Source organism: Winslowiella toletana (assembly GCF_032164335.1).
In the GTDB taxonomy this organism is placed as follows: Bacteria; Pseudomonadota; Gammaproteobacteria; order Enterobacterales; family Enterobacteriaceae; genus Erwinia; species Erwinia toletana_A.
This window is the reverse complement of record NZ_CP134152.1, coordinates 2,517,367-2,534,710: the sequence shown is the minus strand read 5'-3', so window position 1 is coordinate 2,534,710 and position 17,344 is coordinate 2,517,367. Positions and strand designations below refer to the sequence as shown.

Sequence of the window (17,344 nt, the reverse complement as noted above, 5' to 3'; positions counted from 1 at the left end):
TCAATAAAAAGCGAGGATAATGATGAAAAAAATGGTTAGCCGGTTTGCGCTGGCGGCACTGACGCTGACGCTGGCGTCAACAGCTTCGGCAAAAACGCTGGTTTTTTGTTCGGAAGGATCGCCAGAAAATTTTAATCCACAAATTTACACATCCGGCACCAGCGTTGATGCCAGCGCGGTTCCGGTGTTTAACCGGCTGGTGGATTTTAAAGTTGGTACTACTGAACTGACTCCGAGCCTGGCGGAAAGCTGGGATATCAGCCCGGATGGTAAGGTCTATACCTTTCATCTGCGCCAGGGCGTGAAGTTTCACAGCAATAAAAACTTTAAGCCAACGCGTGATTTTAATGCTGATGATGTGATTTTCTCTTTTATGCGCCAGAAGGATGAGAACAACCCCTATCACAAAATTTCTGGCGGTGCTTACACCAACTTTGAAAGTCTGGAATTTGGCTCACTGATTAGCGCCATAGATAAAGTGGATGATCATTCGGTGCGTTTTACCTTATCGCATGCCGAAGCTCCCTTCCTTGCTGACCTCGCCTGGTACTTTGCCTCGATTCATTCAGCAGAATATGCTGATGCAATGATGAAAGCCGGTACGCCGGAGAGAGTGGATATGGAGCCGATTGGTACCGGACCATTCCAGCTGGCGCAATATCAGAAAGATTCGCGCATCTTGTATAAAGCCTTCCCGGAATATTGGCAGGGCAAGGCGAAGCTGGATCGCATCGTGTTTTCCATTACGCCAGATGCCTCGGTGCGCTATGCCAAACTGGAAAAAAATGAGTGCCAGGTGATGCCATTCCCCAATCCGGCAGATTTGAAGCGCATGGAGCAAAATAAAGACATTGCGCTGATGCAGAAAGCGGGGCTGAATACTGGATTCCTCGCGTTTAACACCCAGAAGCCACCACTGGATAACGTTAAAGTCCGCCAGGCGTTGGCAATGGCGATCAATAAGCCAGCAATTATCGAGGCGGTATTTCAGGGAACCGGCACGGTAGCAAAAAATTTGCTGCCGCCGGGCGTCTGGAGTGCGGATAAAGGTCTGAAAGATTACGACTACGATCCTGGACAGGCTAAAGCGCTGCTGAAAGCTGCGGGCCTGCCTGAAGGAACCACTATCGATCTCTGGGCAATGCCAGTGCAGCGTCCCTATAACCCTAATGCGCGCCGGATGGCGGAGATGATCCAGGCGGACTGGGGTAAAGTGGGTATCAAGGCCAATATCGTTAGCTTTGAGTGGGGCGAATACCTGAAAAGAGTCAAAAATGGTGAACATCAGGCGGCACTGATGGGCTGGACAACCGCAACGGGCGATCCGGATAATTTCTTTGGCCCGCTGTTTAGCTGCACATCGGCAAATGGCGGTTCAAATTCGTCGAAATGGTGCTACCAGCCTTTTGAGCAGCTGATTACCGAAGCACGTGCAGAGCAGGATCAAAACAAACGTACCGCTCTGTATTTGCAGGCACAGAAGATCATGCATGAACAGATGCCGGCGGTGATGATTGCACACTCAACCATCTTCGAGCCGGTACGCAAAGAGGTATCAGGTTATGAAATTGATCCCTTTGGTAAGCATATCTTCTATCAGGTTGATTTGAAGTAGAGGAATACTGGCTTTTCCCGCAGTGGGGGAGAGCCAGTTTGCTGTACAGGGGGGAAGTCAGCAGTAGGTGATATGTAACAGAGAGTAAAAAGAATGAAGTAATTGATTAAAAACGCAACAAAGTAAGAGGTCGTTAGTCCGGAGCTTTTATATTTTTTTAAGCGTTAACGCTTTATATCAGCAGCTCCAGACCAGCGACAAATAAAACAATGGACAAAGATTTCCCTGGTGAAGGCTTGTCCGTCAATCTGCTCCAACATCGACAAATTGACAATGGTGATTACCTGCAGCTTTATAATCTGACTGGCTGTCTATAGGTAAAGACTTTAAATGATCTTAAGGATTAAAACCAGTTGGACTTAGGTATAGGTGAGCACTGTACTTTTATTTGTGCACGGTGCGCGACTAATTAGCATTAACAGCAGCAATAGATCAGAGGGTACTTCAATTTAATATGAAATGATTAGTCAGGTATTAAACTGCTTCCGGTGTATTAAGCTTAAAAGCTATAAATGCGGTGAGATTTTGACACAAGGGAAATATCGATGATCAATAACAGAGTGAGAAGTGATACATTCAAGTGATTGAAAAATAAAGAATAAACCCAGCCATTCAACGTGGAGAAGTGGCATTGTTTTGCTTGTTTTTTCATCCTTTTTCGCTGACGGATTGATAAGTTGCTTAATTGTCGAATTAAAGTGAATCAGATGTGATTATCTTCCGAAACTTTCAGCGCAGGTCAGTTGGGAGCGCGCCACAGTGGGGCAGAAAGCTAATCTGGCCGCAACTTGCTAATCGACAGGGAACAAGCATTGAAGAAGGTAAATCTTCGCAAGGCAGATAATCATTTTCTGGCGTAACCGGGTCCAGTTTGTTTTCAATGTTTGCGATTAATCAATGTGAGCTGGATGAGTAGCTAAACGATTATGGCATTAAATTATATCAATTGTATTTTTTCTTCGCCAGTAATAATTAATCACTTTTGTGCGATTATATATTTTATGAATATAATTTTAATTTAAAATATTGCATGTCAAATTATATGTAATTTTTTTAATATACTAAAGTTTTGTTTATGATATACTCCACCTCCTTGTTAAGGACTGTCATGGGCGATAAGCGGAGGAGTGAGTGTCTAATCTATTCTTCAATAATGAATTTATTAACAATACGATAAAGGATTATCTGGAAAGGAAGCTGGATGGCTATCAGAACATCGAGTACGCCTATGCCATTATGAATAAGAAGAACCCGGCACAGTTCACCATCATTTCCAATCGGATGGAATGGTTCCAGATTTATACGGAAAATAATTATCAGTTTATCGATCCGGTTCTTATCACTGCCTCGCACAGAGTGTCGCCATTTTCATGGGACGAAAATATTGCCATTAAATCCGGTCTGAAAATACCCAAGATCTTCGACATGGCACGCAATTATGATTTTATCAACGGCTATACCTTTGTGCTGCACGATCAGAATCATAATCTGGTGGTACTCTCTATTATTATCGATAAGCACAGCGGTAATAATACCGAAGAGAAAATTATTAAGAACAAATCTGAATTGCAGATGCTGCTAATTACAGCCCATGAGAAACTGTTGTTACTCTATCAGGAAGTGAACAGCATCGCCGAAAATGAAAAAGTAGATAAAGAGATATTTTCAAAGCGTGAAAATGAAATTATCTACTGGGCAAGTATGGGCAAAACCTATCAGGAAATTGCACTTATCCTTGGGATAAAACTGAGCACAGTGAAGTTCCATATCGGCAATGCTGTTAAAAAATTAGGTGTTACTAACGCCAAGCACGCTATAAGGCTGGGCATTGAGTTGCAGCTGATCAGGCCGGTGCTGCCCGACGCTAAACGATAATGGCCATGAAGTTAACTCATTGAATGATGATGGGTTTTCTTTAATTATCCGCTCAATAAGAATGCGTTGATTCCTGGCATCTACCGGCATGAAAATTAAGTAAATAGTATCATTCTTCTCTGATAAGCCTTTCTCAACCACTGAAATAAGCCATCCTGAGCGTTTGAATATAATAAACATCGGGTGGCTGACGATTGCATAAATTCCCTTATGCCCGGCATGCCGACTGTAGTTAATCATCGATAAGAAAAGTAATGTACTGATCGGTTGCTGACTGATGCCCAGATCCCTGGCGCGCTGCTTATCGATAAATAATCTGCTGGCATCGACATAGTTTCCCTTCGGCAATTCTATATTATTGAAATAAGATTTAAATGTTCCGGTTATCATATTGTGATACTTAGTTTCAATAAATCGAATGCTACAAATCACCATGTTTTTATAAACACCAAATAAGTAGTTAGTATGCGCATTGTCATACTCATCGAACTCCATATTATTTTCACAATTAACTAACCAGTTCAGGCGGTCTTTAAATGTTTTCTTTCTCAGCGTAAATAACTCTTCGGATCTGTTATCAGACAGTAGATTGTAGTTTACATTGAATATTTTTAACATTTTGATAGTTCCTAAGTTAATTATTTTATACAGAATCTTCTTTATTCTTTAAAGAACTTTATCATTAAGGCGAGACTAAGTAAATAATTCGATAAGCCTTATTGCACTGTTTATCGCAACGTTTTTTGTCTTTTACAGATTTTTGATTATTTTTTCAGAATAAGCGGACATTTTTATGTCGCAACTTGTTTGTTTTAGGTGAGATTGTTTTATAAAATTAATGTTCTAATCAGGCTAAGATATTGATAATTCGACAGCGGAATAAACGCATAATTCGAACGTATCATTCGATTTCATGGGCTTAGCGACGCTTTTCATTTACTGCCCGCGGCAGGGATGCAGAGGGAGAAGAGAGAAAATGGTTAACAGCTTTAATTATGGATGATTATTATAATTTCATTAATGTTTTGCGGTGGTGAAAGTTTAAAAATTGATCGTTCTTCTGCGCTGATGAATGAAGAAAAAAGATAGATTATTTACGTAATGAATATAGCTCCGCTGGCCGCCATCAAAAGCCGAAATCGCGATGCATTAGCTCGCTTTGCTGTTTTAGTTCGTGGCTGGCAAATTGCAAAAACAAGCGCAGGGCGGCACTGTGCTGACGACCCGGAGGAGTCTGAATCTGTAAGCTTCGCTGGCTGAGCTGTTCGACGCCAAACTTTTTCAGCACCAGGCCATGCTCCTGCGGCTGGTACATTACGGTAAAGTGGCTGCACAGGGTTATCGCCAGCGGTGAATTGAGCATAAAACTGTAATGGCTGGAGAAGGCGTTACAGGTGAGTACCGGCTCAATAAAGATACCGCTCATTTGGCAGGCGAGATCGAACAGTTGACGCACCGTGGTGCCGGACTCCGGCAAAACCACCGGATAATGCACTAAATCGTTCAGCGTTACCTGCTGCTGCGCCAGTGGATGCTGATGCTGCATGACAATCAATACCGGCGCGGCATAAGCGCTAACGACATCCACGCCGCGTTCCGGATGTAAACTGAACTGGAATGCCACATCGCACTCGCCGTCGCGCACCCGCTCGGCCACTTCTTTGCCGCTGCCGGGATTCAGACTGAAAGTCACCGCCGGATTCTGCTGTCGAAACAAGGCGAACAGAGTGGGGAGCAGAGAAAACGCCATGCCGTCAGTACAGGCGACGCGAATCAGCGTGCGACGAACGGCGGTCAGACCCTTGATTTCAGCGATGGCGTGTTCCATATCCAGCAAACTTTTTCGCACGTGATTTTCAAAAATCTGCCCGGCCTCGTTAAGGGTCATTCCACGTGCATGACGTTCAAACAGCGGTACGCCGATCCGCGCCTCCAGCCGTTGTATCTGGCGACTGATGGCCGATACCGCCACATACAGTTGTTCACTGGCCGCACTTAACGAGCCGCTGTTAGCCACCGCGAGAAAATAACGGATTTCACTACTGTGCATTAACCTGCCTCATAAAGGTGCATGCCTTATTATCGGGCAGCTTAGCTTTGCTTTGAAAGCAACCATTGTTTCAAAAATTAACAATTGTGGCAAAGCGTGTTTTTAGCTTAGATGAATCGCATAACAAAACAGACAAACACAACAGGCAAACTATGACAGGTGAACAGGCAATCGCGCTGGCGACGGCGTATTTTGACAGTGGGGAATTCCGGCAGGTTCTGGCACGTCGCGTGGCGATGGTCACTGAAAGTCAGCGCGACGATCGTGATACAGAGCTGCTGCGCTATCTTGATAGCGAGATTGCGCCAGCGCTGAGCGCACTGGGTTTTGAGTTACACCATTTTGCTAACCCGCAGGCGCAAAACCGCCCGTTTCTGATCGCCACCCGAGTTGAAGACCCGCAGTTGCCGACCGTGCTCTGTTACGGGCATGGTGATGTGGTATTTGGCGATGATGAAAACTGGCGTAGTGGGCTAACGCCATGGCAGCTGGTTGAAGAGGGCGACCGCTGGTATGCACGCGGCAGTGCGGATAATAAAGGACAGCACAGCGTTAATATTGCTGCACTGGAACAGGTATATCAAGCGCGTGGCGGCAAGCTGGGATTTAACTGCACTTTCCTGTTTGAAATGGGAGAAGAGATCAGTTCTCCGGGGCTGGCGGAAATTTGTCAGCAGCAACAGCAGCTGTTGAAAGCCGACCTGTTTATTGCTTCCGACGGACCGCGCCTTAATGCTGTGCGTCCGACGCTGTTTCTCGGTTCCCGTGGCTGCATTAACTTTCGCCTCAGCATTAATGCCCGGGAAAAAGATTATCATTCCGGTAACTGGGGCGGCCTGCTGACCAATCCTGGTACGCAACTGGCTAACGCTATCGCTTGTCTGGTTAATGAAAAAGGACAGTTGCAGGTCGCTGCGCTGAAACCTCCGGCGCTGACGGCGGCGGTGCGCGAAATTCTCAGCGATATTGATCCGGCGGGCGGTGAAAGCGATCCTGTGATCGATAGCCTCTGGGGGGAAGAAGGGTTGTCATCCGCAGAACGCCTGTACGGCTGGAATACTCTCGAGGTTCTCTCTTTTCTTACCGGCAATCCGGCTCGGCCAATGAATGCCATTCCAGGCAAGGCCACCGCAGTATGTCAGCTGCGCTTTGTGGTTGAAACTGACTGGCAGAATCTGGCGCTGCACGTCAGTGAACATCTGCAGCGGCATGGATTTAATAATATTGAGGTAGAAGTGCTTCGCGGCTCTCCGGCGACGCGGCTTGATCCGACCGATCCTCTGGTGAGCTGGGCGCTGGGGCTGATGGACAAAACCAGTGGCAAGAAATCTGCTCTTTTACCCAATCTTGGCGGCTCACTGCCGAACGAGGTGTTCTCCGATATTCTTGGCTTACCGACACTATGGATTCCGCACTCTTATCCTGCCTGTGGTCAACATGCGGTGGATGAACATATGCTGAAATCTATTGCGCGTGAAGGATTGCAGATAATGACCGCGCTGTTCTGGGATCTGGGTGAGCAGGGCACCGCCCTGATTGCGCAGCATCAGAGGCATAAAACTTCGCGGGGGCAGCATCATGAGTGAAGCCGCGCAGCAGCTTCAGGTTTCCAGTCCGGCGAAACCCAATCTGCATAAAACGCTGTTTGCCACCTGCATTGGCAATGCGCTGGAGTGGTTTGATATTGCGGTTTATGGCTTTTTTGCCAGCTATATCGCCCATGCCTTTTTCCCGACCGAGGACGCATCGGTTTCACTGTTGCTGGCGCTGGGCAGTTTTGGTCTTTCGTTTCTGATCCGGCCGCTCGGTGCGGTAGTGCTCGGTGCCTATGCCGACCGTGAAGGGCGGAAAAAAGCCCTGCTGGTGTCGATTTCGCTGATGCTGGTCGGCGGGGCGATTATTACCTTTATGCCGACTTATGCCTCCATCGGCCTGGCAGCACCAGTGCTGATTATGCTGGCACGCCTGATTCAGGGGTTTTCCGCTGGCGGAGAGTTCGGCAGCTCTACCGCGTTTTTAGTTGAACACTTCCCCGAGCGTAAAGCCTTTATCGCCAGCTGGCAGTTTGCCACCCAGGGCGCGAGTACCCTGATGGCTTCCGCTTTCGGGCTCGGCCTGACCTGGTGGCTGAGTGAAGCGCAAATTCAGCAGTGGGGCTGGCGAATTCCGTTTGCTTTCGGGCTGATCATCGGGCCGGTTGGCCTGTATATTCGCCGTCATCTGCATGAGCCGGCCAGCTTTAAGCCGCAGCAGGATAAATCGCGTGCGCCGCTTAAAATTCTCGCCGGTCGGCAGAAAGAGCTGCTGCTACTGGCGATTGGCCTGATGGTCATTTCTACCGCCATTAATTACATGCTCAATTATGTGCCAACTTATGCGACTAAAAACCTGCATCTGCCGGGGTCAGTCGCCTTCACCGCCACCCTGATTGCCGGGGTGATTCTGACGGTGGTTACGCCACTAATGGGGCTGTGGGCTGAAAAAATCGGACGGATGCCGCTGATGTGGAGCGCATTAATTCTGCTTATTATCACCATTTATCCGGCGTTTAGTATGGTTGTTAACCATACCACGCCGCTTACCCTGATTTTGCTGGTTGGCTGGATGGCATTACTAAAGTCGATCTACTTCTCTACCGTACCCTCGTTAATGGCCGATCTGTTTCCAATGGAAACCCGCGCCAGTGGCATGGCGATCAGTTACAACATCGCGGTAACGGTGTTTGGTGGCTTTGCCCCTTTGATATGCAGTTTGCTGATTACCGCCACCGGCACCAGCCTTGCACCCAGTTATTATCTGATGCTGTTGGCTCTGCTTAGTGGCTGGGCGTTACTGCGCAGCCAGCGACGACTGGCATAACGGCAGGTTTAACAACGGCGTAAGCAAAGTGCTTGCGCCGTATCAATCGATATATCGCACAGGGAAATAAAGAAATTCATATTATTCAAGCTGATATTTTTATTAAGTAAAATTTTTTCCGGCGACACTTTTGCTAAAATAAAATTACCTTATACTGCTGCTTCTGACAGGATTGTTAAGGTGAACGACTATGGAACAGTTTCTTCTCCGCAGTAATGAATATAACTTTGGTTATCAATCTGCCCAGCCAACTGAAAGCAGCGTAATCGAATTATTTCTCAAGCACGTCAACGCGTTTCCGCAGCACCCCGCAATTATTACTCCGGAAAAAACCATTAATTATCTGGAGCTGGCGCAGCGAGCCAGTTCACTGGCCGTCTGCCTGGCTGAAATGGAGATACATTCTGAAAAGCCGGTGGCTATTTTACTGCCGCCGGGTATTGAAAATATACTCTGTCAGCTGGCGATATTATGGGTCGGAGGCAGCTGCGTTCCGCTCGATCCCTCACTGCCGGATAGCCGATTAAGTTTCATGTTGGAAAATGTAGCGGTCAATTTAATTCTGACCAATAATGCTGCGCAGCGTGCTGATTTAGCCGGACGCCAGTTGATGCTGGAAAATATCGCCCCGATGGAGGGCGCAATCCAGCAGATGCCGTATTGTAAATTAGAGCGGCATCATCGCAGCCATATTTTATTTACCTCAGGTTCTGTTGGCCGACCAAAAGCGGTAGAAATTGAATCAAGAGGAATTATTCGTCTGGTAATTAATACACAATATGTGACGCTAAGCCGTAGCGACCGCGTGGCTGCAATTGCAAATCCGACATTTGATGCCTCGCTGTTTGAAATCTGGGGGGCGCTGCTTAACGGGGCCGCAGTGGTAATTATCGCAAAGGAGACGGTAATCGATCCGTGGTTATTTGCTACGGCATTGCAGCAGTATTCCGTCAGCGTGATGTTTATCACCACCGCCTTATTTAATCTGGTGGCAACAACCTGTCCTGAGGCTTTTCGCTACATCAACACGTTGTTGGTTGGTGGAGAGGTCGCTAATCGGGCGACGCTGATGAAAGTGTTAAACAGCGCGCCGCCGCGCCGCTTAGTCGCGGTATATGGCCCGACCGAGTGCACGGTATTTGCGCTCAGTTGCGAACTGCACTCGGCAGAGGCAATCACTGACGATGTGCCGATTGGCCTGCCTATTGATAACACCTGTGCCTGGGTGCTGGATGACCAAAAAAATCCGGTGGCTGCCGGGACCATTGGTAATCTGTATGTTGGTGGTGATGGCGTGGCTCGTGGCTACTGGAATCAGCCGCAGCTTAATGCGCAGCAGTTTATCACTTTCCATTCAGCAGCAGATAACCAGCCGCAACGCCTTTATCATACCGGCGACTTAGCCTGGCAGCGTGCTGATGGGTTGTTTATGTTTGCCGGTCGCCGGGATAATCAAATTAAGATCCGCGGGCATCGGGTTGAACTCGAAGAGATAGAGCATCAGTTACTGGAAAGTGAGCTGTTACAGGCGGCGGCAGTCTGTGTGGTTAAAAACAGCTTCGCGGAACCGCTGCTGACCGGGTTTATCGTGCCAGTATCGCCTAACAGATTTAATAAGAGTGAAATAGAGCAGTGGATCAAACAGCGTCTGCCTGAGTATATGCTGCCGCGCCTGACGGTGGTCAGCAGCCTGCCGATGACCGTCAGCGGCAAGATCGACCGGCAGTTGCTGCTGGCTGGAATTCAGGAGAAACATCGCCTGGCACCGGCTGCTGATGCGGATATGCAGCATAAACAGTCAGTTATTCTGCGAGTCTGGCAAGAGGTGCTTAATGCGCCGGACATAACCCTTGATGACGATTTTTTTCAGTGGGGCGGTAATTCACTGCAGGCAGCCAGAGTCGTAATTGAAGCCAGTAAAAAGCTTGGTCGGCGGGTATCGGTGCAAAATTTATACGATGCACCTTCGCCGCGCCGGATGGCGCTGAGTTTGCAACAAGAAGAGGTAGGCAACTCTGACGATCCCTGCACGATCATGCGCAATGACAGCCGCTTGCCTGCTGATATTCAGCCACATGCCAGCGAGCTGCCAACCCGCCGCAAAGTGGTGTTACTGACCGGCGCTAGCGGTTTTCTTGGGGCGTTTTTACTGCGCGATCTGCTGCTTCAGCCTGATACGGAACGGGTAATTTGTCTGGTGCGTGCTGCCAGCAACCCACAGGCGCGACTGCGGCTTAAGCATAATTTGCAACAGTATGGATTATGGCAGCAGGCATTTGATGCCCGGATTGAGGCGCTTGCCAGCGATATTGCGCAGCCGAATCTGGCACTGGATAAAGTGGCATATGAGCATCTTGCTCAACAGTGCGACCTGATATTTCACGTGGCTGCGCATGTTAATTATATTCAGCCTTATTCAGCTCATTATGCTGCTAACGTGCTTGGTACACTTAACATTTTACGCTTGGCAGTTAAGGGTAAAACCAAGCCGCTGCACTATGTGTCAACCATTGCTGTATTCGGCCCGGCAAGTTTGTTTTCACCCGTAAAGCGTATTTATGAGGGTGATGAACTGACCCCGTTCCTCAAAGGGATGCAATATGCTTCCGGTTATTCACAAAGTCAGTGGGTGGCTGAAAAATTAATCTGGCAGGCAAGGGAACGCGGCATTCCACTGGCGGTCTATCGACCTGGATTTATTACCGGAGACAGCGAAAGCGGTGCGGGAAACTCAGCTGATTTTATCGCCCGGATAATTAAAGGCTGCATTAAAATGGGTGCTTCACCACTATTGTTTAACCAACGTGATGAATTCATTCCAGTCAATTACGTCAGCGCCGCGCTAATCCATATTTCACGCGATAATATCAATCTGGCGAAGGCTTTCCATCTGGTACCGCCGGACCCGAGTCAGTCTGTCGACTTTAATGCGTTTTTCGAGTTGATTAATCAGTGTGGATATCCCTTGCAGCCGCTAAGTTATACCGAATGGCTGGCGCGGCTGGAAACGGATCAATCCGCTGATAATCCGTTAACCCCGCTGCTGCCGATGCTTTCTGAAGTAGTCTGGCGGCAGAAGACCCGTTGGGAATTATATGAAAATATGCCGGTTTATGACGCAAGGAATATGAGGCTGGCACTGGAAAATATGACTTCTCCACTATTTTCACCAATGAACCGGCAGCTGTTAATGCGTTATCTTGATTACTGGCGCACCACAGGAATTCTGCCGTAACGAGGCGTTATCGTCGCTGAGCGATCCTGAAGTTCAGGAGCGCAGGATCGCTTATTTACTCATGTTACATCAAGCTGCGTGATGTATTTCACATCCCGCAGATGTCAGTTGCCCGATTTTTTGAGACAGCTCCCATAATTACTCAATTTGTATGGAAACCGGTTTCCATATCGTTTCCACTCACGGTCATATCACCGACTGGGAGTAAACGTTATGCACAAGATTATGCTTTGTTGTTCCGCCGGGATGTCTACCAGTTTACTGGTGCGCAAAATGCTGGAAGAGGCCGATAAACGCGGGTTGGCAGTCGATATCGCCGCTTACAGTGCCACAGAATTTGACGATCGTTTTGCCGATTACCAGGTGGTGCTGCTGGGGCCGCAGATAAAATATATGCTGGAGACGCTGGCGGAAAAAACCGTTGCTTCCGGCATTCCGGTAGCACCGATCAATATGATGGATTACGGCATGCAGCGCGGCGATAAGGTGCTCGATTTTGCGCTTGAGCTGATTGCTCAAAAAGGAGCCGCCTGATGAGCTCGGTCTATCAGGTATTGATCAATATCATCGAGCGTAAAATCACGCCGATGGCCGGAGCCGTGGGCCAGCAACGGCATGTTATCGCGATTCGCGATGGCTTTGTTGCCGCGCTGCCGTTTATGATTATTGGCTCGTTTATGCTGGTGTTTATCTTTCCGCCTTTCTCGCCGGATACCACCTGGCGCTTCGCCCGCGCCTGGCTCGATTTCTCCGTCAATCACCGTCAACAGCTGATGCTGCCTTACAACCTCAGTATGGGAGTGATGACCTTTTTTATTTCAGTTGGCATTGGTGCGAGTATTGGTAAACATTACAAGCTCGACCCGGTGATGACCGGTTTGCTGGCTTTTATGGGTTTTTTACTGGTGGCGGCACCTTACCAGGATGGCAAAATCGCCACTGATTACTTCTCCGGGCAGGGAATTTTCACCGCTATTATCACCGCACTGTATACCAGTGAAGTGTATGCATGGCTGAAGCGCCACAACATTACCATCCGCTTGCCGAAAGAGGTGCCGACCGGCGTCGCGCGCTCTTTTGAAATTCTGATCCCGGTGATCGTGATTGTTGCGACACTGCATCCGTTGAATTTGCTGATTGAATCCTGGACCGGAATGATAATTCCGCAGGCGATTATGCATCTGCTGGCGCCGCTGGTATCGGCCTCGGACTCGCTGCCAGCAGTGCTGATTTCGGTGCTGGTGTGTCAGGTGCTGTGGTTTGCCGGTATTCATGGCGCGCTGATCGTCACCGGAATTATGAATCCTTTCTGGTTAACCAACCTGGCGGCGAACCAGGCAGCGCTGGAAGCCGGTAGCCTGTTGCCACATACCTATCTGATGGGATTCTGGGATTTTTATCTGCTGATTGGCGGCGTCGGTTCGACTTTACCCCTGGCCTTCCTGCTGTTACGCAGCCGCGCCATTCACTTGCGCACCATTGGTAAGATGGGCGTAGTACCCAGCATCTTTAATATCAATGAGCCGATTCTGTTCGGCATGCCGATTATTATGAATCCGCTGTTTTTCCTGCCGTTTATCTGTGTGCCAATGATTAACGCCGTATTTGCCTGGACTGCAATTAAGCTGGGCTGGGTTGCGCAGGTGGTGTCGATGGCTCCATGGACCACGCCGGGACCGATAGGTGCTTCATGGGCTGCCAACTGGGCGCTTAGCCCGGTGTTTATGTGCCTGTTTTGTATGGTGATGTCGGCACTGATGTATCTGCCTTTCCTGCGCGTTTACGAGCGCACCTTGCTGCAGCAAGAAGCAGAAAACCCACAAAACGGCGCAGCTGCGCAGGGTAACGATCTTCCGGCCCGTACTTAAGGAGCAATTTCCATGCAATATCAGTTTCCTGACAATTTCTGGTGGGGCAGTGCCAGTTCAGCTCCGCAAACAGAGGGTAACAGCCTTAACGCGGGTAAAAGCGCCACGATTTGGGATCACTGGTTTCAGCAGCAGCCTTCGCGTTTTCATCAGCAGATTGGCCCGGCAGACACCTCAGGTTTTTATCAGCACTGGCGTGAAGATATCGCCTTGTTAAAGCAGCTTAATCACAACACCTTTCGCACGTCGATTTCGTGGGCGCGTTTAATACCGGACGGGCGCGGTGCGCTGAATCCGCAGGCGGTGGAGTTTTACCAGCAGATGATTGACGAGATGCTGGCGCAGGGGATTACGCCGTTTATCAATCTGTTCCATTTTGATATGCCGCTGGTAATGCAGCAGCAGGGCGGCTGGGAAAACCGCGAGGTGGTCGCCGCTTATGCTGACTATGCCGACCAGTGTTTTCAGCTGTTTGGCGACCGGGTGAAGCACTGGTTTACCTTTAACGAGCCAATTGTGCCGGTAGAGGGCGGTTATCTGTATGATTTCCACTATCCGAATGTGGTGGATTTTAAACGCGCGGCGACGGTGGCTTATCATACGATGCTGGCCCATGCGCTGGCGGTTAAAAAATATCGTCAGCGTCAGCAGGACGGTGAAATAGGTATTATCCTCAACCTGACACCGTCGTACGCCCGCTCTGAGAATCCGGCAGATCGGCAGGCGGCTAATATCGCCGACCTGATGTTCAATCGCAGTTTCCTCGATCCGGCGCTGCGTGGAGAGTATCCGCAACAGCTGATTGAGTTACTGGCGCAGCATGGTCAGTTACCGGCGTGTCAGCCAGGCGACAGCGCACTGCTGGCGAGTGGCATCGTCGATTTACTGGGGATCAATTACTATCAGCCACGACGAATTAAAGCTCGCGACTCGCTGGTTAATCCCGACAGCCCGTTTATGCCAGAGTGGTTTTTTGACCACTATGAGATGCCGGGCAGGAAAATGAATCCTTATCGTGGCTGGGAGATTTACGAGCCGGGGATTTATGACATTCTGACCAATCTGCGGCAAAATTATGCCAATCCGCGCTGCTTTATTTCGGAGAACGGTATGGGCGTCGAAAATGAAGGGCGCTTTGCGCAACATGGTCAGATTCAGGATGATTACCGTATCGATTTCGTTCGGGAGCATTTGCAGTGGGTTCATCGTGGTATCAGTGAGGGCAGTCACTGCCTCGGGTATCATATGTGGACTTTTATCGATAACTGGTCATGGTGCAATGCCTATAAAAACCGCTATGGATTTGTCCAGCTTGACCTGCAAACACAGCAGCGCAGTGTGAAAAAAAGTGGTGAATGGTTTGCCCGCACCGCCAGCGAAAACGGCTTTTCCAGCCAGCAGTAGACATTACAGAGAGCAATGATGGCGAGTATTAACGATGTATCGCGTCTGGCCCAGGTATCCAAAGCAACAGTTTCACGCGTGCTGAGTGGCAGTCGTGGCGTCAAAGAGGAGAGCCGTGATGCGGTTCTCCGTGCAGTGGAGATTCTCAACTACAAACCGAATGTCATTGCGCAGTCACTTACCAGCCAGACCACCCACTGTATTGGGGTGATCTGCGCCACGGAGCATATCCAGCAGGCCACGGGTTATCTGCAGGCGCTGGAGAAACAGCTGAGTTTGCACCAAAAGCATCTGTTGTTACGCTTTGCCAATACTACCGCGTCGGTTGAGCAGGCGATTTCTGAACTCAGTACCGGATTATGTGATGCGGTGATGGTGGTTGGCGCACGTTTTCCGCTGCCTTCCAGCGCGCAACAGGCGGTACTGATCGACTGTCTGAACGCCTCGGGTAAACAGCAGATTGGCATTGATTATGAATTTGCCAGTCAGACCGCCAGTCACTATCTGTTTACTCAGCAGCGCCGCAAAATCGCGCTGCTGAATTTCAATCGGGGTGAGGCGGCAGAGCAGGTTTTGCAGGGCTATCGTTGCGCGCTGGAAAGCATGGCGATGCCGTTTAACCGACAGTTAATCATGGATGAAGAGCAGTCTGTCAGCGTGGCATTGCAGGGATTGATTAATCGTCGGGTGGCCTTTGATGCGGTACTGGTGACGGATTATTACCAGGGTCTGGAGGTGGTCGAGTTGCTGAAACAATATCAGCTGGCGGTACCGCAGCAGGTAATGGTGTTTAGTATAGATGGATCGACGGCTGCTTTTGCTGACCCGCTGCTGCCGCTGATTAGCTTTCCACTGGAAACGCTGGCTCAGCGTGCCATTAAACTGATTGTCGGCAGCGAGCAAGATTTTCCGCCATTGCGCGGCAGTTTATTGACGCCCTGGTAAAAAAAACGGGCCAGTTTGACTGGCCCATCATCAAGCTTCGGCTCACTGAAATTGCAGATAAGCCACGTGAGTTTGTAGATACTCTTCCAGTCCATGACGGCCATCGGCACCGCCAACCCCGGATTTACGCCATCCGGCGTGGAACCCCTGCATTGCTTCAAAGTTTTCGCGGTTAATATAGGTTTCACCAAACTTCAGTTTGCGCAGCGCAATCATCGCCGTATTGATATTGCTGGTGAAAATCGACGACGTCAGGCCATACTCACTGTCATTGGCCATTTCAATCGCTTCATCCAGCGTGCGGAAAGTGGCGACCGGCAGCACCGGTCCGAAAATTTCTTCATGCATAATTGGCATCTGCTGCTTCACGTTGGTAAGAATGGTTGGCTGGAAGAAGAAGCCTTTATTCCCGGCTCGTTTACCACCGATAATCACCTGTGCGCCTTGTTCTACGGCTTTAGCTACTTTCTCTTCAACGCGCTGCAATGCCGCGGCGGTAATTAACGGGCCCATATCCAGCTCTTTTTGCTGCGCCGGATCGCCAAAGGTCACCTGCTGAAAAGCGGCGGTAAGGCGGGTGATAAAGTTATCGTATATCTCTTCCTGTACATATACGCGCTCGGCGCAGTTGCACACCTGTCCGCTATTGATCACGCGTGAACTGACGATCGCCTTCACGGCGATATCAAGGTCAGCATCATTCATCACGATAGCGGGGGCTTTACCGCCCAGCTCCAGCGAAACTTTAGTGACGTTTGGAGCGGCGGCCTTCATGGTTTCAATTCCGGCGTTAACACTGCCGGTTAAACTGACCATACCCACTTTAGGGTTGGCTGCCAGCTCCTGACCGACCGTTGGGCCGTAGCCAAACACCATATTCAGCACGCCTTTGGGCAGACCTATGCTGTCGACAATTTCGGCGAAGATCACCGCATTATTAGGGGTTAACTCACTCGGTTTAATCACAATGGTATTGCCGGTAATCAGCGCCGGTGCGGCTTTACGTGCAATTAAAAAGAACGGGAAGTTCCACGGCAGAATACCGGTAGTGACGCCGATAGCTTTTTTAAATATCAGGATATTTTCGTTTGGACGGTCGCTCTGCACGATCTCGCCCTCGTAGCGGCGCGCCCACTCAGCCATATAATCCAGGTAGTCGGCGGTAAACAGCACTTCGGTCTGCGCCAGCGCAAAGGTTTTCCCTCCCTCAGCGACGATAACATCCGTCAGTTCATCCGCGCGTTGGCGAATGCCGTCAGCAATTTTATGCAGCCAGACGCCGCGTTCAACCGCCGGCAGCGCTTCCCAGCCTGGCTGAGCAGCTTCGGCGGCATCGATAGCGCGTTTAGCATCATCGGCGCTGCCTTCCGGGATCTGCGAAATAACCTGCTCGGTTGAGGGATTGATCACCTCGATCCATTTGTCACTGTGGTTTTCAACAAACTGTCCGTTGATATACATGCGTTGCTGAGGGGTTGCCATTTTCCGGATCT

General features: G+C 49.4%; 12 protein-coding genes. 9 read left to right on the top strand and 3 right to left on the bottom strand.

Going from position 1 to position 17,344, the window contains the following annotated elements; all coding sequences use genetic code 11:
* Nucleotides 1–22 precede the first annotated feature (22 nt).
* Both RIN69_RS11885 and RIN69_RS11880 read left to right on the top strand, forming a co-directional pair.
* Nucleotides 23–1,615, top strand: a complete 1,593-nt coding sequence (locus tag RIN69_RS11885; protein ID WP_313857722.1) for an ABC transporter substrate-binding protein — start codon at nucleotides 23–25, stop codon at nucleotides 1,613–1,615.
* A gap of 1,131 nt (nucleotides 1,616–2,746) precedes the next feature.
* A complete protein-coding gene (locus tag RIN69_RS11880) occupies nucleotides 2,747–3,490 on the top strand; it encodes a helix-turn-helix transcriptional regulator (protein ID WP_313852039.1) in 744 nt (247 codons plus the stop codon).
* On the opposite strand, the gene RIN69_RS11875 is transcribed toward RIN69_RS11880, so the two are convergent.
* Both RIN69_RS11875 and RIN69_RS11870 read right to left on the bottom strand, forming a co-directional pair.
* The gene (locus RIN69_RS11875) at nucleotides 3,404–4,108 is read right to left on the bottom strand and encodes an acyl-homoserine-lactone synthase (RefSeq protein WP_313852038.1); all 705 of its coding nucleotides are present in this window, start codon (nucleotides 4,106–4,108) and stop codon (nucleotides 3,404–3,406) included. The two genes, RIN69_RS11880 and RIN69_RS11875, sit on opposite strands and share 87 nt — an antisense overlap.
* Before the next feature lie 508 nt (nucleotides 4,109–4,616).
* Nucleotides 4,617–5,540 carry a LysR family transcriptional regulator gene (locus RIN69_RS11870; protein WP_313852037.1) on the bottom strand — a complete coding sequence of 308 codons (924 nt, stop codon included), beginning with the start codon at nucleotides 5,538–5,540 and terminating at the stop codon, nucleotides 4,617–4,619.
* 152 nt (nucleotides 5,541–5,692) lie between these two features.
* Between RIN69_RS11870 and RIN69_RS11865 the strand changes: the two genes are divergently transcribed.
* The 7 genes from RIN69_RS11865 to RIN69_RS11835 all read left to right on the top strand — a co-directional run bounded on the left by RIN69_RS11865 (nucleotide 5,693) and on the right by RIN69_RS11835 (nucleotide 15,851).
* The gene (locus RIN69_RS11865; protein ID WP_313852035.1) at nucleotides 5,693–7,126 is read left to right on the top strand and encodes a M20 family metallopeptidase; all 1,434 of its coding nucleotides are present in this window, start codon (nucleotides 5,693–5,695) and stop codon (nucleotides 7,124–7,126) included.
* Entirely contained in the window at nucleotides 7,119–8,399 is a 1,281-nt protein-coding gene (locus tag RIN69_RS11860) for an MFS transporter (protein ID WP_313852034.1), read from the top strand. The genes RIN69_RS11865 and RIN69_RS11860 overlap by 8 nt, the downstream gene beginning before the upstream one ends.
* Nucleotides 8,400–8,589: 190 nt before the next feature.
* Nucleotides 8,590–11,634, top strand: coding sequence for a non-ribosomal peptide synthetase (locus RIN69_RS11855; RefSeq protein WP_313852033.1), 3,045 nt, complete (start codon nucleotides 8,590–8,592; stop codon nucleotides 11,632–11,634).
* Nucleotides 11,635–11,847: 213 nt separating this feature from the next.
* Nucleotides 11,848–12,168 (top strand): PTS sugar transporter subunit IIB, encoded by a 321-nt coding sequence (locus RIN69_RS11850; RefSeq protein WP_313852032.1) that lies wholly within the window; start codon nucleotides 11,848–11,850, stop codon nucleotides 12,166–12,168.
* Entirely contained in the window at nucleotides 12,168–13,502 is a 1,335-nt protein-coding gene (locus RIN69_RS11845; RefSeq protein ID WP_313852031.1) for a PTS sugar transporter subunit IIC, read from the top strand. The genes RIN69_RS11850 and RIN69_RS11845 overlap by 1 nt, the downstream gene beginning before the upstream one ends.
* Before the next feature lie 12 nt (nucleotides 13,503–13,514).
* The gene (locus RIN69_RS11840; protein WP_313852030.1) at nucleotides 13,515–14,906 is read left to right on the top strand and encodes a glycoside hydrolase family 1 protein; all 1,392 of its coding nucleotides are present in this window, start codon (nucleotides 13,515–13,517) and stop codon (nucleotides 14,904–14,906) included.
* An 18-nt stretch (nucleotides 14,907–14,924) separates the two neighbouring features.
* A complete protein-coding gene (locus RIN69_RS11835) occupies nucleotides 14,925–15,851 on the top strand; it encodes a LacI family DNA-binding transcriptional regulator (protein WP_390902539.1) in 927 nt (308 codons plus the stop codon).
* 42 nt (nucleotides 15,852–15,893) lie between these two features.
* Here the strand turns inward: RIN69_RS11835 and aldA are convergent, their stop codons facing one another.
* A complete protein-coding gene (gene aldA, locus RIN69_RS11830) occupies nucleotides 15,894–17,333 on the bottom strand; it encodes an aldehyde dehydrogenase (protein ID WP_313852028.1) in 1,440 nt (479 codons plus the stop codon).
* Nucleotides 17,334–17,344: the final 11 nt, after the last annotated feature.

Bases quoted from the DNA above. Each gene is read 5' to 3' on its own strand.
- RIN69_RS11865 (WP_313852035.1), top strand. From the start codon at position 5,693: ATGACAGGTGAACAGGCAATCGCGCTGGCGACGGCGTATTTTGACAGT.
- aldA (WP_313852028.1), bottom strand. From the start codon at position 17,333: ATGGCAACCCCTCAGCAACGCATGTATATCAACGGACAGTTTGTTGAA.
- RIN69_RS11845 (WP_313852031.1), top strand. From the start codon at position 12,168: ATGAGCTCGGTCTATCAGGTATTGATCAATATCATCGAGCGTAAAATC.
- RIN69_RS11875 (WP_313852038.1), bottom strand. From the start codon at position 4,108: ATGTTAAAAATATTCAATGTAAACTACAATCTACTGTCTGATAACAGA.
- RIN69_RS11885 (WP_313857722.1), top strand. From the start codon at position 23: ATGAAAAAAATGGTTAGCCGGTTTGCGCTGGCGGCACTGACGCTGACG.
- RIN69_RS11835 (WP_390902539.1), top strand. From the start codon at position 14,925: ATGGCGAGTATTAACGATGTATCGCGTCTGGCCCAGGTATCCAAAGCA.
- RIN69_RS11870 (WP_313852037.1), bottom strand. From the start codon at position 5,540: ATGCACAGTAGTGAAATCCGTTATTTTCTCGCGGTGGCTAACAGCGGC.
- RIN69_RS11840 (WP_313852030.1), top strand. From the start codon at position 13,515: ATGCAATATCAGTTTCCTGACAATTTCTGGTGGGGCAGTGCCAGTTCA.
- RIN69_RS11850 (WP_313852032.1), top strand. From the start codon at position 11,848: ATGCACAAGATTATGCTTTGTTGTTCCGCCGGGATGTCTACCAGTTTA.
- RIN69_RS11855 (WP_313852033.1), top strand. From the start codon at position 8,590: ATGGAACAGTTTCTTCTCCGCAGTAATGAATATAACTTTGGTTATCAA.
- RIN69_RS11860 (WP_313852034.1), top strand. From the start codon at position 7,119: ATGAGTGAAGCCGCGCAGCAGCTTCAGGTTTCCAGTCCGGCGAAACCC.